The 20,869-nt window shown below is 72.4% G+C and carries 17 protein-coding genes and 3 pseudogenes; 7 read left to right on the top strand and 13 right to left on the bottom strand.

What is annotated here, in order from left to right; all coding sequences use genetic code 11:
- Window positions 1–18: 18 nt before the first annotated feature.
- Both IE294_RS37020 and IE294_RS37015 read right to left on the bottom strand, forming a co-directional pair.
- A complete protein-coding gene (locus IE294_RS37020) occupies window positions 19–630 on the bottom strand; it encodes a DNA polymerase ligase N-terminal domain-containing protein (RefSeq protein WP_189893539.1) in 612 nt (203 codons plus the stop codon).
- A gap of 66 nt (window positions 631–696) precedes the next feature.
- The gene (locus tag IE294_RS37015) at window positions 697–1,560 is read right to left on the bottom strand and encodes an oxidoreductase (protein WP_189893538.1); all 864 of its coding nucleotides are present in this window, start codon (window positions 1,558–1,560) and stop codon (window positions 697–699) included.
- A gap of 160 nt (window positions 1,561–1,720) precedes the next feature.
- Here IE294_RS37015 and IE294_RS37010 point away from each other — a divergent pair, with 160 nt between their 5' ends.
- Window positions 1,721–2,599, top strand: coding sequence for a helix-turn-helix domain-containing protein (locus IE294_RS37010; protein WP_189893536.1), 879 nt, complete (start codon window positions 1,721–1,723; stop codon window positions 2,597–2,599).
- Window positions 2,600–2,618: 19 nt separating this feature from the next.
- On the opposite strand, the gene IE294_RS37005 is transcribed toward IE294_RS37010, so the two are convergent.
- Complete coding sequence (locus IE294_RS37005) at window positions 2,619–3,449, bottom strand: aldo/keto reductase (protein WP_189893534.1); 831 nt, start codon at window positions 3,447–3,449, stop codon at window positions 2,619–2,621.
- 101 nt (window positions 3,450–3,550) lie between these two features.
- Here IE294_RS37005 and IE294_RS37000 point away from each other — a divergent pair, with 101 nt between their 5' ends.
- Window positions 3,551–4,615 (top strand): LacI family DNA-binding transcriptional regulator, encoded by a 1,065-nt coding sequence (locus IE294_RS37000; protein WP_189893574.1) that lies wholly within the window; start codon window positions 3,551–3,553, stop codon window positions 4,613–4,615.
- On the opposite strand, the gene IE294_RS36995 is transcribed toward IE294_RS37000, so the two are convergent.
- From IE294_RS36995 to IE294_RS36980, 4 genes are read right to left on the bottom strand one after another with little or no spacing between them, the layout of a single operon-like run.
- On the bottom strand, window positions 4,578–5,975 hold the full coding sequence (locus IE294_RS36995) for a glycoside hydrolase family 32 protein (protein ID WP_189893532.1): 1,398 nt from the start codon (window positions 5,973–5,975) through the stop codon (window positions 4,578–4,580). The genes IE294_RS37000 and IE294_RS36995 overlap by 38 nt on opposite strands.
- The gene (locus IE294_RS36990) at window positions 5,972–6,826 is read right to left on the bottom strand and encodes a carbohydrate ABC transporter permease (protein ID WP_189893530.1); all 855 of its coding nucleotides are present in this window, start codon (window positions 6,824–6,826) and stop codon (window positions 5,972–5,974) included. The genes IE294_RS36995 and IE294_RS36990 overlap by 4 nt, the downstream gene beginning before the upstream one ends.
- Before the next feature lie 14 nt (window positions 6,827–6,840).
- The gene (locus IE294_RS36985) at window positions 6,841–7,791 is read right to left on the bottom strand and encodes a carbohydrate ABC transporter permease (protein ID WP_189893528.1); all 951 of its coding nucleotides are present in this window, start codon (window positions 7,789–7,791) and stop codon (window positions 6,841–6,843) included.
- Window positions 7,788–9,197 (bottom strand): extracellular solute-binding protein, encoded by a 1,410-nt coding sequence (locus IE294_RS36980; RefSeq protein WP_189893526.1) that lies wholly within the window; start codon window positions 9,195–9,197, stop codon window positions 7,788–7,790. Before IE294_RS36980 ends, IE294_RS36985 begins: the two co-directional genes overlap by 4 nt.
- Before the next feature lie 154 nt (window positions 9,198–9,351).
- On the opposite strand from IE294_RS36980, the gene IE294_RS36975 reads away from it, so the two are divergent.
- The gene (locus IE294_RS36975) at window positions 9,352–10,932 is read left to right on the top strand and encodes a glycoside hydrolase family 32 protein (protein WP_189893524.1); all 1,581 of its coding nucleotides are present in this window, start codon (window positions 9,352–9,354) and stop codon (window positions 10,930–10,932) included.
- Between the two features lie 27 nt (window positions 10,933–10,959).
- Window positions 10,960–11,934 carry a TauD/TfdA dioxygenase family protein gene (locus IE294_RS36970; protein ID WP_189893522.1) on the top strand — a complete coding sequence of 325 codons (975 nt, stop codon included), beginning with the start codon at window positions 10,960–10,962 and terminating at the stop codon, window positions 11,932–11,934.
- A gap of 1 nt (window position 11,935) precedes the next feature.
- On the opposite strand, the gene IE294_RS36965 is transcribed toward IE294_RS36970, so the two are convergent.
- The gene (locus IE294_RS36965; RefSeq protein ID WP_189893520.1) at window positions 11,936–12,964 is read right to left on the bottom strand and encodes an LLM class flavin-dependent oxidoreductase; all 1,029 of its coding nucleotides are present in this window, start codon (window positions 12,962–12,964) and stop codon (window positions 11,936–11,938) included.
- Between the two features lie 88 nt (window positions 12,965–13,052).
- On the bottom strand, window positions 13,053–14,564 hold the full coding sequence (locus tag IE294_RS36960) for a metallophosphoesterase family protein (protein WP_189893518.1): 1,512 nt from the start codon (window positions 14,562–14,564) through the stop codon (window positions 13,053–13,055).
- Window positions 14,565–14,702: 138 nt separating this feature from the next.
- On the opposite strand from IE294_RS36960, the gene IE294_RS36955 reads away from it, so the two are divergent.
- Window positions 14,703–14,990 carry a DUF1905 domain-containing protein gene (locus IE294_RS36955; RefSeq protein ID WP_189893516.1) on the top strand — a complete coding sequence of 96 codons (288 nt, stop codon included), beginning with the start codon at window positions 14,703–14,705 and terminating at the stop codon, window positions 14,988–14,990.
- Between the two features lie 19 nt (window positions 14,991–15,009).
- On the opposite strand, the pseudogene IE294_RS36950 reads toward IE294_RS36955, so the two are convergent.
- Window positions 15,010–15,159: pseudogene (locus IE294_RS36950) on the bottom strand (SAM-dependent methyltransferase); the annotation flags it as partial.
- Between the two features lie 3 nt (window positions 15,160–15,162).
- Between IE294_RS36950 and IE294_RS36945 the strand changes: the two are divergent.
- Window positions 15,163–15,473: pseudogene (locus IE294_RS36945) on the top strand (SAM-dependent methyltransferase); the annotation flags it as partial.
- 1 nt (window position 15,474) lies between these two features.
- Here the strand turns inward: IE294_RS36945 and IE294_RS36940 are convergent.
- Window positions 15,475–15,735, bottom strand: a pseudogene (locus IE294_RS36940) (SAM-dependent methyltransferase); the annotation flags it as partial.
- A 290-nt stretch (window positions 15,736–16,025) separates the two neighbouring features.
- Here IE294_RS36940 and IE294_RS36935 point away from each other — a divergent pair.
- Window positions 16,026–18,428, top strand: coding sequence for a M4 family metallopeptidase (locus IE294_RS36935; RefSeq protein WP_189893514.1), 2,403 nt, complete (start codon window positions 16,026–16,028; stop codon window positions 18,426–18,428).
- Window positions 18,429–18,487: 59 nt separating this feature from the next.
- On the opposite strand, the gene IE294_RS36930 is transcribed toward IE294_RS36935, so the two are convergent.
- Both IE294_RS36930 and IE294_RS36925 read right to left on the bottom strand, forming a co-directional pair.
- Window positions 18,488–19,702, bottom strand: coding sequence for a glycoside hydrolase family 64 protein (locus IE294_RS36930; RefSeq protein WP_189893512.1), 1,215 nt, complete (start codon window positions 19,700–19,702; stop codon window positions 18,488–18,490).
- A gap of 171 nt (window positions 19,703–19,873) precedes the next feature.
- Entirely contained in the window at window positions 19,874–20,629 is a 756-nt protein-coding gene (locus tag IE294_RS36925) for a dienelactone hydrolase family protein (RefSeq protein WP_189893510.1), read from the bottom strand.
- Window positions 20,630–20,869 lie beyond the last annotated feature (240 nt).

The raw sequence follows: 20,869 nt of genomic DNA, 5'->3' as shown, positions 1-20,869 counted from the left end.
CGCGCCGCCGAGCCGGTGTCACTCCCGCCCGGCAGCGGCGGCGACCTGGGCCAGGGTGCGCCCGCTGCGCACCGAGCGGGCCCGCCGGGGATCGGGGGTGCCGTGCCCGTCCGGCCGCGCCGGCCCCTTGCGGACCAGCAGCCAGGCCTCCTCCCCGTCCGTGCCGCCGCGGAAGCGGGTGAGGGCGTACTCGCCGTGCAGCTTCGCGCCGTGCAGCCGGAAGGTGGCGTGCCCGCGCTCCAGGGACTCCGCGAAGTCCACCGGACGCCCCCGGCCGTCGTGGCTGAGCGGCTCGTACGACCCGCGGTCCCAGACGATCACGGTGCCGCCGCCGTACTCGCCCTTCGGGATGACCCCCTCGAAGTCCTCGTACTCCAGCGGGTGGTCCTCGGTCGGCACCGCCAGCCGCTTGTCCCCGGGGTCGGTGGACGGGCCCTTGGGCACCGACCAGGACTTGAGGACGTCGTCGACCTGGAGCCGGAAGTCGAAGTGCATCCGCCGCGCGTCGTGGATCTGCACCACGAACCGGGGCTGCTCACCCCGCGTCCGCCGCGCCTGCCCCGACGGCTCACGGGTGCGCTCGAAGTCGCGCTTGCCGCGGTACGTCCGCAGCCGGTCCTCCGCCGCCACCTCCGGCTCCTTCCCGCGACGCCTCCGACCGCCTCACGCGGCCCCGGGTACCCCGCCCCGGTCCGGTCAGCCCGCGATGCCGTCCAGCTCGGCCATCGCGTCGTCCGGCAGCACCAGGTCCGCCGCGGCGATGTTCTCCCGCAGGTGGCCGGGGGAGGATGTGCCGGGGATGAGCGCGATGTTCGGCGAGCGGCGCAGCAGCCAGGCCAGCGCCACCTGCTGCGGCGACGCCTCCAGCCGGGCGGCCACCTTCGCCAGCGTGTCCGACTGGAGCGGGGTGAACCCGCCGAGCGGGAAGTACGGCACGAAGGCGATGTTCTCCGCCGCCGTGCGCTCCAGCAGCGCGTCGTCCTGCCGGTTCGCCAGGTTGTAGAGGTTCTGCACGCTCACCACGGGCGCGATCGTCCGGGCCTCGTCCAGCTGCGCGGCGGACGCGGCGCTCAGCCCCAGGTGCCGGATCAGCCCGCGCTCGCGCAGCTCGGCCAGGGCGCCGAACTGGTCGGCGACCGGGTCCTCGTTCGGGGTGTCCATGTCGCCGAGCCGCAGATTGACCACGTCCAGCGTGTCCACACCGAGGTTGCGCAGGTTGTCGTACACCTGTGCCTTCAGGTCCTCGGGGTGCCGGGACACGATCCAGCTGCCGTCGGCTCCCCGCCGGGCCCCGACCTTGGTGACGATGCGCAGCTCGTCCGGGTAGGGGTGCAGGGCCTCCTTGATGATCCGGTTGACGACGACGGGCCCGTAGAAGTCGGCCGTGTCGATGTGGGTGATGCCCGCCTCCACCACCGCGCGCAGCACCGCCACCGCCCGGTCCCGGTCGCGCGGCGGGCCGAAGACGTGCGGCCCGGCCAGCTGCATGGCGCCGTACCCGACGCGGGTCAGGGTCAGGCCGTCGGCCGGGGTGACGGTGCCACCGAGCTGTGCAGACATGTCGTACCTCTCAGGATGTTCCGGCCACCGGACGTTCCCCGTGGCCTCGCTCGTTTCGCACTCCACCGTCCGCCCGATCCGCCCGGTACGGCAGTGCCCCGACGATCCTGGGAGTGACAGGGCCAGTCACCGCCGGCCGGGCCGGCCGTACGGTGGGGGCGTGGACGGATCGAACGCGCTCGGTGAGTTTCTGCGCGCCCGCCGGGCGCTGGTACGGCCCGAGGACGTGGGGTTGCCCGGCGGCGGCCTGCGCCGGGTGCCGGGGCTGCGCCGCGAGGAGGTCGCGATGCTGGCCGGCATCAGCTCCGACTACTACCTTCGCCTGGAGCAGGGCCGCGACCGCAACCCCTCCGTGCAGGTGCTGGAGGCCATCGCCCGGGTGCTGCGGCTGGACATGGACGCCACCGCCCACCTCGTCGGGCTCGCCCAGGAGCGGCCCGCGCCCGGCGTGCGCCCGGGGCGGCGGGCGCGGCAGGTCCCGGCGAGCCTGCTCCAGCTCATCGACGGCTGGCCGCGCAACCCCGCCTACCTCCAGAACCGCTACACCGACTGCCTGGCCGCCAACGCCCTCGCCACCGCGCTCACCCCGAACTACGCGCCCGGCGTCAACCTGCTGCGGGCCGTGTTCCTCGACCCCGCCGAGCGCGCCCTGCGCCGGGACTGGACGGACCTGACCGCGGAAGGCGTGGCCGCCCTGCGGTCCGAGGCCGGGACCGACCCGGACGACCCCCGGCTGCGCGACCTGGTCGGCGAGCTGTCCCTGCGCAGCGAACGCTTCCGCACCCTGTGGGCCCGCCACGAGGTGCGTCCCCGGCGCGGCCGGGTGAGCCACCTCAGCCATCCCCAGGTCGGCGACCTCGACCTGCACTCCCACAAGCTGTCCGTGGACGGCACCGACGGACTCACCCTGGTCGTCTTCCACGCCGAGCCCGGCAGCCGCAGCGCCGAACTGCTGGACATCCTCGGCAGCCTCACCGCGCCCGGACGGACGAGCGCGCACGGCGAGGAACGGAAGGAAGAGCCCGTCGAGGAGCCGTAACCCGGAACTCCTCGTGAGCTCAGAACTCCTCGTGCGTCCCGGGGTCCCCGCCGAGCCGGCGCGGGGAGCGGCGGGCGACGGCCGCCATCTGGTCCTCGTCCAGCTCGAAGCCGAAGACGTCCAGGTTGGCGCGCTGCCGTCCGGGGTCGGCCGACTTCGGAACCGGCAGCGCGCCGAGCTGTACGTGCCAGCGCAGCAGCACCTGCGCGGGCGTGACCCCGTGCGCCCGCGCGACCTCGGCGACCGCCGGGTCGTCCAGCAGAACGCCGCTCCGGCCCAGCGGGCTCCAGCTCTCGGTGACGATCCCCTTCACCGCGTGGAAGGCGCGCATCTCCTCCTGCGGGAACAGCGGGTGCAGCTCGATCTGGTTCACCGACGGCAGCACCCCGGTCTCCTTCTCCAGCCGCGTGAGGTGCTCGGGCGTGAAGTTGGAGACGCCGATGGAGCGGACCAGACCGTCCTCGCGCAGCCGGATCATCGCCTTCCACGCGTCGACGTACCTGCCCACCCGCGGGTTCGGCCAGTGGATCAGATACAGGTCCACGTACTCCAGGCCCAGCCGCCGCCGGGACTCCTCGAAGGACGCGAGGGTCTCCTCGTACCCGTGGTGGCGGCCCGGCAGCTTCGTCGTCACCACCACCTCCTCGCGGGGCACCCCGCTGGCCGCCACGCCCCGGCCGACACCGGTCTCGTTGCGGTAGTTCGCCGCGGTGTCGACCAGCCGGTAGCCCGCCTCCAGCGCCGTGCGCACGGCCCGCTCGGCCTGCGTGTCGTCCAGGGGCCAGGTGCCCAGGCCGATGGCCGGGACCGTCGTACCGTCGTCGAGCGTGTACTGCGGAACACCGTTCACGATGACCTTCCCTCGATCGTCTCCCCCTGTGTCTGTCCCCAGCCTCACGGATAGGGTGAGCGGTGATCAACCGGACGGGTGGGAAGAGGGCAGCGGACGGCATGGGCGGCGGCGCGGACAGGAACGGCGTGGGCGGCGGGCGGCCCACCTCACGGGACGTCGCCCGGCTCGCCGGCGTCTCCCACACCGCCGTCTCCTTCGTCTTCAACGGCCGCGCCGAGGGCAACCTCTCACCCGCCACCCAGGAACGCATCCGGCAGGCCGCCGCACAGCTCGGCTACCGGCCCGACCCCGTCGCCCGCGGCCTGCGCCGCCGCCGTACGGCCGTGATCGGGCTGGTCACCGACGAGATCGCCACGTCCCCGTTCGCCGGCCGGCTGTTGCGCGGGGCCATGGAGACCGCCTGGGACAGCGACCACCTCGTCCTCACCGTGGACTCCGGCGGCGACCGGGCCAAGGAGGACGCGGCCGTCGCCGAACTCCTCGACCGGCGCGTGGACGGCATCATCTACGCCGCGATGTCCCTGCGCCGGGTCCGGGTTCCCGAGGGCCTGCACCGCACCCACTCCGTGCTCGCCAACTGCCTGCCCGAGGACGACTCGCTGCCCGCCGTCATCCCCGCCGAACGGGCCGGCGGCCGGACCGCCGCACGCCTGCTCCTGGAGGCCGGACACCGCAGGGTGGCCCTGGTCGGCGGGCAGGACGACATCGCCTCGGTGGAACGGCTGCGCGGCTTCCGGGACGCGCTGCGCGCCGAGGGCATCACCGTGCCCAAGGAGTGGGTCGTGCGCACCGGCGGCGAGATCACCGGCGGCTACGAGGGAGCCACCCGGCTGCTCGATGGCACCGCCCCGCACCACCGGCCCACCGGGATCTTCTGCTACAACGACCGGGTCGCGGCGGGCGTGCTGCACGCCGCGACCCGGCTCGGGATCGCCGTACCCGGCGAGCTGTCGGTGGTCGGCTACGACGACCAGGAACACATGGCCGCCTTCCTCACCCCGGCCCTCACCACCGTCGCGCTGCCGCACCGGTCGATGGGCGAGGCCGCGGCCCGGCTGCTGCTCGACGCCATCGACACCGGCCGCACCCCGCCCGCCACCGTGCGGCGGCTGGCCTGTCCCGTGGTCAGCCGCGCCTCGGTGGGACCTGCTCCCACGCGCTGACCCCGGCGTCCCCCTCGACCAGCAGCTCGGCGACATCGCCCGGCCGGTGGTAGACCCGCTCGGTCACCGTCGCCCGGTCCGCCACGAACAGTTCGAGCAGCGAGCCGTCGGCCAGCACGCGCACGGAGAGGCCCGGCCCCGGCGGCACTCCCACCGTCACCGGAGCCGATCCCCCGACGCCCTCGCGGGGCCACCCGGAGCGGTCCAGGACGACGGTGCCGGCGTCCGGGTCCAGCCGGAGCGTCAGCGCACGGTCCGCCGACCGCAGCAGCGTGACGGTGGTGGCGCCGTACGCCCTCACCGTCAGGTCGTACGCCGGCGGAAGCGGCACCGCCCGGCCCGGCCCGGTCGCGAACGGCGCGTCGGCGCGCAGGAGTTCCAGCTCCGGGGCCGGTACGACCCGCAGGGTGCCGTCGGGACCGGCGTCGACGACCCGCGGCGCGGTGAGCGTGCCCGCCCAGCCCGCCGCCAGCACCGCCGCCTCGTCCCGGGCCTCCCACGACCAGCCCCACATCAGCGCCCGGCCCGGTTCCTGGAGGACGGCGGGAGCGTAGAAGTCCCGGCCGTGGTCGAGCCGGCCGCCGGTGCGGGGCACGAACCGGGGCTGCGTTCCCGGCGTCAGCCGGCCGGTCAGGTAGCCGGTGGTCCGGGGGTCCCCGTCCCACAGGGACACCACCAGGACGTGGTCGCCGCCGGACGTCTCGAAGAGCTGCGGGCACTCCCAGCCGACCGCCTTGTCGCCGAACGCGCCGGCCGCGACGGGGTCGTGGCCGTCCAGCAGGACACCCGCGAACCGCCAGTCGGTCAGCTCGTCGCAGCCGTACAGCAGCACCGACGGGGTGCCGTCGGCGTGGCCGGCCCCGACCAGGGCCCAGCGGCGGCCGGCGTGCCGGAAGACGAACGGGTCGCGGAACATCACCACGTCGAGTCCGGGGGGCGGCCCCGGGACCACCGGGACGGGCAGGTGCCGCCAGGTCAGGAGCCGGTCGTCGGCCGGGTCGGCGGCGCGGGCCAGGCAGATGGTGCCGAGCCCGGTGTGGGCGTGGTCGACGCCGGTGTACACCGCCGTGGGCACACCGTCGTCGTCCACGACACACCCCGACCAGCAGCCGGCCTCGTCGGGGCCGCCGGGCGTCGGGGTGAGGGCGATCGGGTGGTGCTCCCAGTGGACCAGGTCGGGACTGGAGGCGTGGCCCCAGTGGATGTCGGCGTGCACCGGGGCGGCCGGGTTGTGCTGGTAGAAGAGGTGGTGACGGCCACGCCAGCGGAAGGGGCCGTTGGGGTCGTTGATCCAGTGGGCGGGCGGGCGGACCCGGAAGCGGGGGGCGTCCGGGTCCGGGGCGGGAGCGGCGGGGCTCAACGGTTGACTCCTGCGGAGGTGATGCCCTCGCGGAGAGGGCGCTGGCCGACGACGAACACGGCGACGGCGGGGATCATGGAGAGGACCACACCCGCGAGGACCACCGAGATGGAACCGGTGCCGAGGTTGCCCTGGAGCGAGACCAGCCCCAGCGGAAGGGTGTAGTTCTGGCCGGAGGTCTCCAGGATGAGCGGGCGGAAGAACTCGTTCCAGTGGTAGTTGAAGGCGAGCACGCCGACGATCGCGAGGCCCGGCCGGGCCAGCGGGGCGTAGACGGACCGGAAGATCCGCCAGGGCCCGGCGCCGTCCAGCATCGCCGCCTCGCCCAGGTCCTTCGGCATACCGAGGAAGTACTGGCGCATCAGGAAGGTGCCGAACGCCGTCGGGAACGCCGGAACGATCAGACCGAGCAGGGTGTCGGTCAGGCCCATCGACTTGAGCACCAGGAACACCGGGACGATCGTGACCTGCAAGGGGACCATCATGGTCGCCAGGACCAGACCGAACAGCGGCTTCTTGAAACGGAAGTCGAGCCGGGCGAACGCGTAACCGGCGAGCCCCGCGGTGATCATCTGGCCGACCGCGATCAACGCGGTCACGAGCGTCGAGTTCAGCGCGAGCAGCCACACGTCGATCTGCTCGAACACACCGTGGTAGGCGGCGGCGCTGGGATGCGCGGGAATGATCTGCGGCGGCAGGTCGAACGACTCCGCCGGAGTGCGCAGCGAGGTGGACACGGTCCACACGACCGGCCCGAGGGTCAGCAGCGCGCACACCGTCAGCCCGGCGATCCGCGCCCACGGTCCGAGCGCGTACCGGGCACGGCTGAGGGTCGGAATTGCTTGGCTCATGGGACTCACCCGGCTCACTGGTAGTGGACGAAACGCCGGCTGAGCCGGAACTGGAGGGCGGTGACCGCCATGATCAGCACGAACAGCAGCACGCCCACCGCGGACGCCTCGCCGAACCGCAGTTGTTCGAAGGCCTTCTCGTAGATGACCATCACGACCGTGCGGGTGGAGTCGCCGGGCCCGCCGTCGGTGAGGACGTACGGCTGCTCGAAGACCTGGAGCGCGTTGATGATGCCGACCACCGAGGCCACCAGCAGGGTGGGGGAGAGCAGCGGCAGGGTGATGGCGAGGTGCTTGCGCGGGCCGGTCGCGCCGTCGAGCGCGGCGGCCTCGTGGATCTCCTTGGGGATGTTGTTCAGTCCGCCGACGAACAGCAGGAAGGAGAACCCGAACTGCTGCCACACGTAGACGACGACCACCGTGGCCATCGCGCCGTGCTCGGAGGTCAGCCACGGCACGGGAGCGATCCCGAACAGGCCGATCAGCCAGTTGACCACTCCGAAGTCCTGGTTGAACAGGTACTTCATCACCACCGAGATGGACGCGGCGGACAGCACGAGCGGGAAGAAGAACGCCGAGCGGAACACCGACCGCAGCCACGTCGGCATCCGGCCGTTGAGCGTCAGCGCGAGCGCCAGCGCGATCAGGAGCTGCGCGGCGACCGCGAAGACCATGAAGACGAGGGTGTTGCGGAAGGACACCAGAACGGTCGTGTCGCCGAACACCTCCCGGTAGTTGGCCGTACCGGCAAAACGGGGCGAGTCGATCACGTTCCAGTGGAAGAGGCTCAGCACGACCGAACCGACGATCGGTACGACCGTGAAGATCACGATCCCGACCACGGTCGGCGCCAGGAACACCGCCGCCAGCAGCCGCGTCCCCCGCTCACGCGCTCCCGGGCGCACGGCCCGCGCGGCCCGGCTCGCGGCCCGCGGTCGCACGGAGGAGATCCGGGTGTCCGTCATACGTCACGCTCCATGGCCTTCTCCAGATCGCCCTGCATCCGGCGCAGCGCCGGCCCGACCGAACCCGGGCTCGACAGCGCCGTCCCGGTGTGCTTCAGCAGCACCTGGGTCACCTCGGCGACCTGCGGCGGGGCCGGGACGGGCCCGGTGTCGGGGAACCGGTCGAGGGTGTCGTAGAAGACCCGCCAGTGCGCCGGGCCGGTCTCCCGGTAGCGGTCCGCGGTCAGCATCGAACGGCGGGCCGGGGTGGTCTGGTTGGTGGTGAACAGCTTGCCCAGGGTGTCGCGGCGGGCCGAGTACTTGATGAACTCCCAGGCCGCGTCCTGCTTCTTCGAGGTGCGCAGCAGCGCGTAACCGGCCGCGCCGAACTGGTGCCGCTGGGTGTGCCGGCGCGGGAAGTACTGCACGTCGAAGCCGTCGGCGCGCATCCCGGCCAGATGCAGACCGCCCGCCCAGAAGCCGCCGGCCGGGGTGACCCCGACCCGGCCGGTGGAGAACACGCCGATGAGGTTCTGGCCGTTGCCGCCCTCGGGCCGGGTGCACAGCCCGTCGTGGACCAGGGCGGCGAGATAGTCGTACGCCTCCACCACCCGGTCGTCCGTCGCCTGCGGGGTCGTCCAGCGGAAGCCGCCCCCGCGGCCCCGCCGCCGGTCCGCCGGGTAGAAGGCGTCCCACAGCCAGGAGCCGCCCGGCGCCTTGGACTCGGCGAGCAGGTTGGTGCCGTTCGCGAACAGCCAGGGGACCACCCCGCCCCACAGCCGGTTGGTCCAGAAGTACGGCGTGAAGTGGGAGTCGCTCGCCTTCTTCATCCGGCGCAGCAGCGCGGTGAAGTCGTCCCGGGTCCAGTCGCCGGCCGGGAACTCCGCGCCGGCGCGCCGCAGCACCTGGGTGTTGAGGTACATGTCGGCGGCGTTGAACTCGATCGGGAGCTGGTACAGGCTGCCCTCGTACATCATCGACTCCACCAGTGAGGGGTGGACGTCGGCGAAGTACTCCCGCAGTTCGGCCGCGTCCCGCCGCACCCAGCGGTCCAGGGGGACGCCCAGGTGGCGGGCGAACAACTGCACGCCCTCGGTGGCCACGTAGACCAGGTCGGGCGCGGTGCCCGCCGCGATCTGCGTGAGGATCTTGGCGAAGAAGTCCGACCAGTCCACGGCCTGCACGGCGTTGACGCGGACCTTGATGTCGGGGTGCAGCCGGCGGAAGCCGTCGACCAGGGCGCGGACCCCGCCCGGGGAGAACGCGGAACCCAGGGTGGCGACGACCAGGGAGCCGTCGTCGCGGCCGGGGATGTCGGCTCCGGTGAGCCGGTCCCAGCTCGCGGCGGTGCCGGCGAGCGCGGCGGCTCCCGCGCCGTAGGCGCCGTACCGCAGCAGGGCGCGGCGGGAGAAGAGCGAGTCGGTCATCCAAGCGTGCCTAACTCGTGTTAGTCGAGGAGTGATGCCCCCGATGATGAAAAGCGCGTCACATCCGTGTCAAGGTGCGGGAACACTTGACCTTTAACGAGTTAGGTCTACAGTCCCTTCAGCCGATGAACCGTCAGGAAGGGGACACCGAACGATGCGTGGTCTGAGCAGAAGGGCCCTGTTCGCCTCCACGGCCGCCGGAGCCGGCGCGGCACTGTTGCCCGCGGCGCCCGCCGGGGCGAGGCCGCGGTCCGGGCCGGCGGCCGGATGCGCGCGGTACCGCGCCGACTACCACTTCACCGTGCCCGACCAGTGGAAGAACGACCCGCAGCGCCCGGTCTGGATCGACGGCGAGTACCACTGCTACTACCTCTACAACGCCGACTACCTGGACGGCCTGGAGGGCACCGCGTGGCGCCTGGCCACCAGCACCGACCTCGTCTCCTTCACCGACCGGGGCATCGCCGTCCCCAAGGACACGACCGTCAACGGCGACGTGTGGTCGGGCTCGGCGGTGGTCGACACCGCGGGCACGGCCGGCTTCGGCGCGGGCGCGGTCGTCGCCGTCGTCACGATGTCACCCGGCGGCGGCACCGACCACCAGGAGCAGTTCCTGTACTACTCGACGGACGGCGGCCGTACGTTCACCAACCACGGCACCGACCCCGTTCTCGCCAACCCGGGCGTCCTCGACTTCCGCGACCCCAAGGTGATCCGCGACGACGACCACGACCGCTGGGTGATGGCCCTCGCCGAACGGAACAAGGTCGGCTTCTACCACTCGTCGGACCTCAGGTCCTGGACGTACGCGGGCGCTTTCGTCAAGGACGGCCTCGGCGTCCTCGAATGCCCCGACCTGTTCCGCATCACCGCCGACGACGGCGCCGTGAAGTGGGTGCTGGGCGTGAGCGCGGACGGCACCGGCTCCGGGCAGCCCAGCACCTACGCCTACTGGACCGGTTCGTTCGACGGCGCGGCGTTCACCGCCGACTCCGCCGACCCGCAGTGGCTCGACCACGGCTGGGACTGGTACGCGGCCGTCACCTTCGAGAAGCGGAACCCGGACGGCACGGTGGACCCGGCCACCCGCCACGCCCTCGGCTGGCTGAACAACTGGGCCTACGCGCACACCACACCCACCATCGACGGCGACGGCTTCAACGGCACCGACTCGATCGTCCGCGAGATCACCCTGAAGAAGGCCGCCTCGGGCGGCTACCACCTGGCCTCCCGCCCGGTCCCCGCGCTCGACGCCTACGTCTCCCGGACCGTGCGCCTCGGCGACCTGACGGTCGACGGCACCCGCACGCTCGACCACACCGGCATCTCGTACGAACTGACCACCGAGATCACCTGGTCCGACCTCACGGGCGCCGGCGTCCAGGTGCGCCGTTCCCCGGACGGCGTACGGCACATCGACGCCGGGGTGTACGGCGACTACGCCTTCCTCAACCGGCGCGGCACGGTCAACCCCGACACCGGCGGTACCCGGCAGGAGAGCCGCACCCCGTTCGACCGGTCCGCCGGCCGGGTGCGGCTGCGGATCCTCGTGGACCGCACGTCCGTCGAGATGTTCGTGGACGACGGCCGGTACGTGCACTCCGCCGAGGTGTTCCCCTATCTGGTCGACGACCGGCTGGCCCTGTTCAGCGTCGGCGGCACGGCCGTGTTCCGGAACACGGTGATACGGGAGTTCGCCGTGCCGGGGCGGGGAGTGCCACGATCTCCCCGGTAGCGGATACGGACGAGCACCGGAGGGCGCATGACGACGGACAGGGCGACCGCGGACGGAACGGGGCACGTCCCGGGCGTGGAGGTGCGGCCGGTCGCCGGGCACATCGGCGCCGAGATCACCGGCGTCGACCTCGCCGAGCCGCTGGACGACGCGGTGACCGCGCTCATCAGGGACGCGGTGCTGCGCTGGAAGGTGGTGTTCTTCCGCGGCCAGCGGCTCGACCACGTCGGGCACATCGCGTTCGCGCGCCGCTTCGGCGAGCCGGTGGTGCTCCCGCGCCGCGGACCGCACTCGCCGCCCGGCTTCCCCGAGATCGAGACCACCACCGACCGGCTGGAACTGGGCGGGCGGTACGGCATGGACCACGACGAGTGGCTGGACCGGCGCCGGCACACCCTGCTGCGCGGCTGGCACTGCGACCACGGGGCCCGCGTCGATCCGCCGGCCGCGACCATCCTGCGCGCCGAGGCCGTCCCGCCCTACGGCGGCGACACCACCTGGGCCAACCTGGCCGCCGCCTACGCGGGACTGTCCGCACCGGTCCGCGCCTTCGTCGACGGCCTGCGCGCCGAGCACCGGCTCGGTGTCGGCTACCAGTCCCGGCCCGGCGACGACGCCTACGTCCGCCACCTGCTGGACCACCAGGTCGCCTCCGTGCACCCGCTGGTCCGGGTGCATCCGGAGACCGGGGAGCGGGTGCTGTTCGTGAACGGCTACTACGTCGAGCGGATCACGGACGTCTCCCGGCCGGAGAGCGCGGCGCTGCTGGAGATGCTGGTGGAGCAGGCCGTGCGCCCCGAGTACACGGTGCGCTTCCGCTGGGAGCCCGGCAGCGTCGCCTTCTGGGACAACCGGGCCACCATGCACCTGGCCCCGAGCGACCACGCGCACGTGGGCTCCCCGCGGGTCATGCACCGGGTGATGCTCCACGGCGAGGTGCCGGTCGGGGTGGACGGGCGGCCCTCCGAACCGGTCACCGGCACGGAAGCGGGCCGCTGGTGACTCAGCCGGCGGGCCGCCACCCCAGCGCCGGACCCAGCCGCGTCGCCATGTCGGTGAGGATCTGCACGTAGTCCTCGTGCTCGAACGCGAACGGCAGCGCGAACGCCACCTCGTCGACCTCGCGGAACGCGGCGTGCGCGTGCAGCCGTTCGGCCAGCTCCGCGGAGGTGCCGACCAGGTCCGGCGCGAACAGCAGTCGCGCCGGGCCCTGCGGGGAGGTCGTGCGGGGCAGGCGCCCGGCGGCGTAGGACTCGTACCTGGCGCGCTGCCGGGGTGTCGCCGAGTCGGTGGGGATCACCACCAGCCCCTGGGAGACGCGGGCCGTCTCCCCGTCCGGGTGGTGGGCGCGGAACGCGCGGATGTGGGAGAGCTGGATCTCCGCGAAGTCCAGCGGGGCCTCGGGGTTCTCCGCCTTGACGACGCTGCTCGTCAGGAAGTTCATGCCGTGCTCGCCGGCCCAGCGCGCCGAGCCGAGGCTGCCGCCGCCGTACCACAGCCGCCGGCCGAGGCCGGGGGAGTGCGGCTGGACGACATCGCTGAAGACCTCGATCCCCTCCACCCCGCTGAAGTCGGTGGCGGGCTTGCCGCGCACCAGGTCCAGCAGCCGCCGCACGCGCTCGTAGCTGAAGTCCTCCGTGTCGGCGGTGTCCGGGTAAAGGGCGTCCTTGACCTGGTCGTAGTGCAGGGGCGGGCCCACGCTGACGCCTGGGTTCAGCCGGCCGCCGGACAGCACGTCCACCGTCGCGAGGTCCTCGGCGAGCCGCAGCGGGTTCTCCCAGCCGAGCGGTGTCACCGCGGTGCCCAGCGCGATCCGGCGGGTGCGCTGCGAGGCGGCGGCCAGCACGGCGACCGGGGACGATATGCCGTACTGGAGATGCCGGTGGCGGACCCAGGCGCTGTCGAAGCCGAGCCGCTCGCCCAGCTCGATGATCTCCAGGGTGGACTCGTGACCCCGGCCCGGGTCCGCCGGGTCGAACAGGCCGATGGTGAGGAAGCCCAGCTTGCGCAACGGGCGGGGGGTGGACGGCACGGGCTCCTCCAGCGGTCGTACGTCGGCTCCGCACCGATTCTCGCAGGCGAGTGTGACAACCGTGTGATCAGTTCGCCCGGCCCCTTGATCACGCCGGCGGGGTCAGCGGGATGACGACCTCGTCCTCGACCGGCGGGTCGACTTCCTGCGGGCGGTTGCCGGTCGCGGCGAAGCAGCGCAGCCGGACCGCGTCCGGACCGACGTCCAGGCGCAGGAAGCACTTGAAGAAGGGCGGGCTGTAGGTGGCGGAGGACGGCGAGAACAGCTGGGTGTAGATCTTCCGGACGGGCAGCCGGAACCGGGCGGGCCGGCCGGGGCGACGGCCGGCCCCGAGGAGGCTCGCGACCAGGCGGGCACGGCGGGTGACCCGGACGTCCGGGCCGGGTGCGCGGGCCGGCTCGATGCCGAGCCGTTCGGCGACCACGGCCGTCGCCTCCGCCTCGGTGAGGGTGAAGAAGCGGCGCAGCCGGAGCCTGCGGCCGTACAGGCGGCTGTAGAAGGCGAGCGAGTCGCCGCGCAGCGGGTAGCAGCGGAACGCGTCCTCGGTGACACCACCGACCGAGACGCGCGGGACGGTGTGCGTGGCGTGCATGAACGCCCCGCCGCCGCCCGCGACGACGTACTGGATCGTGCGGCCGTCCACGTCGACCGGATACCGCTGGTAGTTGTGGATGTCACCGCCGATCGCGGCCACGTAGCGGTGCTCGGGAGCCCGGACGATCTCGTCCACCGTGCCGCCGCCCTCGATGGGGCAGGGGTGGTGCTGCCCGTCGACGTACAACGGCGATCCGGTGACGAGGATCTTCGGCCGGGGCCCCCGGGATATCTCCCGCAGCCAGGCGCCCTGTTCGGCGTCGACCGTGCCGAGCAGACCGGTGTCGATGCCGACGATCCGCACCGGTCCCGCGTCGATCGCCCAGTACGGGCCCGGCTGTACGGCCTGTTGGCCCGGCGCCGAGCGCAACTCGCGTGCCGAGGCCAGCCGTTGCTCGTCGGCGGGGCGCGCCCGGTGCCACAGCAGGGAACGCCACCAGGCGCGGGTGAGGGGGCGGGGCCGGGGCTCCGGGCCGGGCGGCGGGGTGTCGGCGCAGAAGACCCGCATGAAGGCGCCGAGGTCCTCGTACCAGTCGTGGTTGCCGGGGATCGCGTAGATCGGCGCGGGGTAGTCCTGGTACGGCCGGAAGAACTTGTCGCCGTAGTCGTCGGCGCTGCCGACGGGATAGATGACATCGCTGGCGATCACCGCGAAGTCGGTGTCCCGGCCCGCCTTCAGCAACCCCGGCACGACGGCGTACTGGGAGTCGCCCCCCTCGCCCGTGTCCCCGATGACCAGGAAGGAGAACCGTTCCGGTACGTCCCGCCGGACCACCTTGTCCGCGGGCGCTCCCGCCGTCGCCCGCGCGGCCACCCAGCGGCTGCGGGTACGGCCGGTCGGGTCGCCGAACCAGGACGCCAGCACGCCGTTGCGGGCGGCCCACAGAACGCGCGGGTTCAGCCACGACAGCTTCTCGACGTGGTCGGGCATCAGCCGCTTGTAGGTGCCGGGTTCGGCCGCGCCCCAGCCGGCGCCCTGTGCGGTATCGCGTGAGGAGTCAGACACGCGGTGCACGGTAACAACGTGCCGGTCAGCGATGAGTTGCCGGGGTCCTGCCCAACGGGCCGGGCGCCTGGGCCGGTTCGGGGCACGCTACGCTCTGCGCGACGGCGCGCACCCTCCTTTCGAAAGGAAACGGATCGCATGGAACTCTCCTTCGCCGGCCGGGTCGTCGAATGGCGGGGACCGTCGCCGTACTACTTCGTCGCCGTGCCCGACCAGGAATCCGCGGACATCGGCGAGGTGGCCGCCCAGGCCACCTACGGCTGGGGCGCGATCCCCGTCACGGCCAGGATCGGCGGAACCGGCTTCGCCACCTCGCTCTTCCCGAAGGACGGCACGTACCTGCTCCCGCTGAAGAAGGCGGTGCGCACGCCGGAAGGGCTCGCGGTGGGCGACGAGGTGGCCGTGGAGCTGACCGTGCTCCTGTGACGGCGCCGGTGCCGGGCGGTCACGGCTTGCGGGCGAGACCCCCGTGCTCCGCGACGACCTCCGGGGCGGGCGAACCGGGCTCCGGGCGCCACCGGGTGACCGGCACGACGCCGGGGCCGACGAGGTGCAGCCCGTCGAAGAACGAGGTGATCTCCTCCACGGCCCGCAGGATGAGGTCACCCAGCGGCTCGCACCCGAGTCGCGGATCGTGTACGTCGACAACGACCCGATGGTCCTGGCCCACGTCCGGACGCTGCTCCGCTCCTCCCCGAGGGCGCGACCGCCTACATCGACGCCGACGCCACCGACCCGGACCGCATCCTCGCCGCCGCCGCAAAGACGCTGGACCCGACCCGGCCGACCGGGCTCGTCCTCAGCAACATCCTGGGCCACGTCGCCGACCACGACCAGGCCCGCTCCATAGTCGACCGGCTGATGGCCGCCCTGCCACCGGGCAGCCACCTCTGCGTCAACGACGGGTCGGGCCGGTGCCGACGTCCAGGAACTGCCGGACGCCCGCCTCGCGGACCAGGTAGGTGACGGTGCGGCGCAGGAGGGCGCGGCTGCCGCGGGCGAGGGTGACGATGCCGGGGAAGACGGCGGCGTACGCGTCGCCGGCCCGCGCGTCGACCGGGTGGTTGTCCTCGCCGCCGAGCCAGTGGTTCCCGATGCGGGCCGAGTGCGGCACCGACGTGTCGGTCCGCGGGTGCGCCGCCGACGCGGGCGTCGTGGCCGACTCGGCCATGATCGTGCCCCTCGTCTCCGCCAAGGCACGGATTCCGCCACCCCCAACCATGCCCCAAAGCCACGCTCCCGCCTCCCTGTTCGCGCTTTCGGGCCGATAGGGAAAACCCTCGATTGACCCGCCGTGAGGTGACATGGCTCGGTCAATGCTGTCATTCTCCCTCAGCACGCTGATCCACCCCACCCGTTCCTGGATCACGGCCCCGCACAGCTCAGCTCACCCCGGGCAGCAGACCCGTCTGCCCGTCTGTCACCGGCCGCCGACCGGCGGTCGCAGCAGGAGGAGTACGAGTGAGACCCCACAGACCCCTTCCCCACAAGCGGGCCACGGTCGGAGCCGCCCTGGTCTCCACCGCGGCCTTCCTCGCCGTCGGCCTCCAGGCGGTCCCGGCGACCGCCGCGCCGGCCGCTGTCCACCCCAGCCCGCTGCGCGCCGGCGGTTTGGAGGCCAAGCTCAGCCCGGCCCAGCACCAGGCGCTGATCAAGAGCGCCCGGCAGCAGACCACCACGACCGCCCGCGCCCTCGGCCTCGGCGCCCAGGAGAAGCTGGTCGTCAGGGACGTCGTCAAGGACAACGACGGCACCCTGCACACGCGCTACGAGCGCACGTACGCCGGACTGCCCGTCCTCGGCGGCGATCTCGTCGTGCACACCCCGCCCGCCTCGCTGGCCAAGGGGACCGTGAGCACCACCTTCAACAACAAGCGCACGATCAAGGTGCGTTCCACCACCGCGACCGTCAGCAAGGCCGCCGCCGCGACCACGGCCCTGAAGGCCGCGAAGACCCTGCGCGCCGAGAAGCCCACCACCGACAGCGCCCGCAAGGTGATCTGGGCCGGCGACGGCACCCCGAAGCTCGCCTGGGAGACCGTGATCGGCGGACTCCAGGACGACGGCACGCCCAGCCAGTTGCACGTCATCACCGACGCCACCACCGGCAAGGAGCTGTACCGGTACCAGGCGGTCAAGACCGGCACCGGCAACACCCAGTACAGCGGCACCGTCACCCTGAACACCACGCTGTCGGGCTCGACGTACCAGCTGTACGACACCACGCGCGGCGGTCACAAGACGTACAACCTCAACCGGGGCACCTCCGGCACCGGCACCCTGATGACCGACACCGACGACGTCTGGGGCGACGGGACCGGCTCCAACACCCAGACCGCCGGCGCCGACGCCGCCTACGGCGCGCAGGAGACCTGGGACTTCTACAAGAACACCTTCGGGCGCAGCGGCATCCGCAACGACGGCGTCGCCGCCTACAGCCGCGTCCACTACAGCAGCGGCTACGTCAACGCCTTCTGGGACGACAGCTGCTTCTGCATGACCTACGGCGACGGCTCGGGCAACACCCACGCCCTGACCTCGCTGGACGTGGCCGGCCACGAGATGAGCCACGGTGTCACCTCCAACACCGCCGGCCTAGAGTACAGCGGTGAGTCGGGTGGCCTGAACGAGGCGACCAGCGACATCTTCGGCACCGGCGTGGAGTTCTACGCGAACAACTCCAAGGACGTCGGCGACTACCTCATCGGCGAGAAGATCGACATCAACGGCGACGGCTCGCCGCTGCGGTACATGGACAAGCCGAGCAAGGACGGCGGTTCGGCGGACAGCTGGTACTCCGGCGTCGGCAACCTGGACGTGCACTACTCCTCGGGCCCGGCGAACCACATGTTCTACCTGCTCTCCGAGGGCAGCGGCACCAAGGTCGTCAACGGCGTGACCTACAACAGCCCGACCTCCGACGGCGTCGCCGTCACCGGCATCGGCCGCGACGCCGCGCTGAAGATCTGGTACAAGGCGCTGACGACGTACATGACGTCCAGCACCAACTACGCCGGGGCCCGCACCGCCGCCCTCAACGCGGCAGCCGCGCTGTACGGCACCAACTCCACACAGTACGCCGGGGTGGGCAACGCGTTCGCCGGCATCAACGTCGGCAGCCACATCAACCCGCCGAGCAGCGGGGTGACGGTCACCAACCCGGGCAGCCAGTCCGCCACCGTCGGCACCGCCGTGAACCTCCAGATCCAGGCGAGCAGCACCAACAGCGGCGCGCTGACCTACAGCGCCTCCGGTCTGCCCGCCGGCCTGTCGATCAACAGCTCGACCGGTCTGATCTCGGGGACGCCCACCACGGCGGGCACGTCCAGCACCACCGTCACGGTGACCGACTCCACCGGCGCGACCGGCACCGCCACCTTCGGCTGGACGGTCAGCGCGACCGGCGGCGGCTGCACCTCCACCCAGCTGCTGAGCAACCCCGGCTTCGAGTCGGGCAGCACCGGCTGGACCGCGACGAGCGGCGTCATCACCACCGACAGCGGTGAGGCGGCCCACAGCGGCTCCTACAAGGCGTGGCTGGACGGGTACGGCTCCTCGCACACCGACAGCGTCTCCCAGTCGGTGACGATCCCCGCGGGCTGCAAGGCGACCCTGACCTTCTACCTGCACGTCGACACCGCCGAGACCAGCACCAGCACCCAGTACGACAAGCTGACGGTGACCGCCGGTGCGCAGACCCTCGCGACCTACTCGAACCTGAACGCGGCCTCCGGCTACGCCCAGAAGACCTTCGACCTGTCCTCGCTGGCGGGCTCCACGGTCACGCTGAAGTTCAACGGCGTGGAGGACTCCTCCCTCCAGACCAGCTTCGTCGTGGACGACACGGCCCTGACGACCGGCTGAGCCGGCGCTGGTGACAGCGGTCCCGCACCCGGCCGTCCGGGTGCGGGACCGCTCGCGTGTCAGCTCAGCGGATCCAGCGTCAGATACGCCTGCTGCGGGCTGCCGTCGTGCACCAGGGACTCCTGGTTGCCGACGTCGTCGAAGGCGAACGCGTACGCCTTCCCGTCGGCCGTCTGCGCGTGGATCGCGCGCGCGTAGTGATTGGTCACCGCGTCCCGGTAGAAGTTCGCCGTCGTGGTGTCCGGCTGGCTGGGGTTCACCAGCAGGGTCGACCGGTTGAAACCGGCGCACAGCGTACGGGAGATGGGGCCGCGGACCTGGTCGTTGGGGGCGTCCAGCAGCTTGTGGCAGCCGAAGATGCTGGCCGCGTCGGGCTTCTGGAAGCTGGTGACGACCGCGCCGGAAGCGTTGGTGAAGTTCATGACGTTCCCGGAGACACGGCCGTAGTACTTGGTGTTCGGCTGGTCCGCGAACGGCGTGACGGTCAGCGTCGACGTCGTGTACTTCTGCCAGACCCGGCCCACGTAGTCGTCCATCGCGTTCGCCGGCAGCGCGCCGGTCTCCACGCCGTACAGCGGGGACAGCGCGCGCAGCACGGTGCCGTCGGAGCGGGTCTGGATCAGGCCGGCCCAGCCGCCCGGCTGCGCGCGGAGCGCGTCGAAGAAGCCGTTCCAGCCGCCGGACTTCAGATGCCCGGTGCTGCTGACGCTGCCGTCGGCCCGCTGCACCCCGACCGCGTACGGTGCCGAGAACATGTCCACCTGGGTGCTGTTGAGCCACAGCCCGGAGTCGTTGAGCGTGTACTCCGACCAGTTGAAGAGGATGTTCCGGTTGGGGTCGGACGGGTTCTGGACGGCCGGCTGCACCAAGCCGCCGGTGGTGAGCCTGAAGTCGAGCTTCTGGCCGTACGAGAAGTAGATGCGGCCGGAGAACTTGGGGATGCGGATGGTCGTGGACTGCCCGGCGGCCGGGCCGGGTATCGCCGCGTCCGGTGCGGGAGTCGGCGGATTGCCGCCCGTCGGCCAGGCGTGGAAGGCGCCGCTCGCGTCGGCCCAGCCCTGCCGTCCCGAGGACAGCTGGGTACCGAGGTCGTAGAGGTACAGCGGCTCGGAACGGCCCGAGTTGTTGGTGATCTTCAGCGGGATGGTGTCGGGGACGGCGGCGTCGGCACGCTGCGGTGCGCCGAGGGCGAGCAGTCCGCCGAGCAGTGTCGCGGCGGCGGCCAGGGGGAGCGCGCGCCGGGGAAGCGCGCTGCGGGTGAGCCTGTGAGGCACTCTCCACCTCCGTGTGGGGTCGGGGTCGTACGGACTTGGTCCGTACCGCTCTGAGAGCGCTCTCAGACTCATGCTCAGACGGGAGCATGTCAATGACAGGGACAAGATCGGCCCGGCGCCCGCCACCGGGCGGACGCCGGGCCCGGCGTCAGAACGTGCGCGCGTCCAGCGTCAGAACGTGCGCTTGAGCAGACCGAGCAGCGCCGCCCAGTGCCGCTCGTCGGCCTCCTGGTCGTAGGCCGGGGTGTCCGCCTGGGTGTAGCCGTGGTGGGCACCGGCGTACACCTCGCAGGTGTGCCGCACTCCGGCGGCGGTCAACGCCTCCTCGAAGCGCGCCACCTGCTCCGGGGGCAGCGACGGGTCCTCGTCGGCGTGCCCGAAGTAGAGCTCCGCGGTGATGTCCGGGGCCTGGAGGTGCGGGCTGTCCGGGTCGTCGGTGGCGAGGCGCCCGCCGTGGAAGCCGGCGCCCGCCGCGACGCGGTCCGGGTGGGCGCCCGCGGTCCACAGCACGAGCCGGGCGCCCATGCAGTAGCCGGTCAGCGCGGCCGGGCCGTCGGCCGCGACCGGGCTGTCGGCCAGCCACCGCAGGTAGGCGTCGGCGTCCCGCCTGACCTGGTCCGGCGTCAGCCCGGCCACGATCGGACCGAGCCGCTCCCAGAGGGTCGGGTCGGCGCCCGGGTCGATGAACTCGGGCAGCCGAAGGACCGGCGCCCGGCCCAGGCGGTAGAACACGTTCGGCACCAGCACCGTGTAACCGGCGCCGGCGAGCCGGTCGGCCATCGACCGCAGGTACGGCCGCAGACCGTAGGCGTCCTGGTAGAAGAGCACGGCCGGACGGGGGCGGCCGTCGGCCGGATGGACGAGGTAGGCGTCGGCGACGCCGTCCTCGGTGGGGATGTCGACGGCGGTCGCCTGGACATCGGTCATGGTGAGAAGGCCCTCCCTCGGGGATGGCGCGGGCGGCGGGTGCCCGCCCGGCGCCGCGGCTACGGCCATGCTGCCACGCAAGATCAGGTACGGCGCACCCGGTGCCCCGGGCGCTCGCGTGCGGGACGGTGTCGGCTCGCGCGGTGTCGGAGCCGGAGCTCGCGCGGCTCCGCACGATGTCCGCGGGGCAGGCGTGGGTGGCCGGCGCTCACGTGGCTTGGCGTGGTGCCGGAGGTGCTT

Source organism: Streptomyces canarius (assembly GCF_014650735.1).
GTDB lineage: Bacteria > Actinomycetota > Actinomycetes > Streptomycetales > Streptomycetaceae > Streptomyces > Streptomyces olivaceoviridis.
The sequence above is the reverse complement of the archived record's forward strand: the minus strand, read 5'-3'. Positions and strand labels throughout refer to the sequence as shown.

Excerpts from the sequence above, each read along its gene's own strand:
- IE294_RS37015 (WP_189893538.1), bottom strand. The coding sequence starts at position 1,560 with ATGTCTGCACAGCTCGGTGGCACCGTCACCCCGGCCGACGGCCTGACC.
- IE294_RS37000 (WP_189893574.1), top strand. The coding sequence starts at position 3,551 with ATGGGCGGCGGCGCGGACAGGAACGGCGTGGGCGGCGGGCGGCCCACC.
- IE294_RS36990 (WP_189893530.1), bottom strand. The coding sequence starts at position 6,826 with ATGAGCCAAGCAATTCCGACCCTCAGCCGTGCCCGGTACGCGCTCGGA.
- IE294_RS36985 (WP_189893528.1), bottom strand. The coding sequence starts at position 7,791 with ATGACGGACACCCGGATCTCCTCCGTGCGACCGCGGGCCGCGAGCCGG.
- IE294_RS36980 (WP_189893526.1), bottom strand. The coding sequence starts at position 9,197 with ATGACCGACTCGCTCTTCTCCCGCCGCGCCCTGCTGCGGTACGGCGCC.
- IE294_RS36975 (WP_189893524.1), top strand. The coding sequence starts at position 9,352 with ATGCGTGGTCTGAGCAGAAGGGCCCTGTTCGCCTCCACGGCCGCCGGA.
- IE294_RS36970 (WP_189893522.1), top strand. The coding sequence starts at position 10,960 with ATGACGACGGACAGGGCGACCGCGGACGGAACGGGGCACGTCCCGGGC.
- IE294_RS36955 (WP_189893516.1), top strand. The coding sequence starts at position 14,703 with ATGGAACTCTCCTTCGCCGGCCGGGTCGTCGAATGGCGGGGACCGTCG.
- IE294_RS36925 (WP_189893510.1), bottom strand. The coding sequence starts at position 20,629 with ATGACCGATGTCCAGGCGACCGCCGTCGACATCCCCACCGAGGACGGC.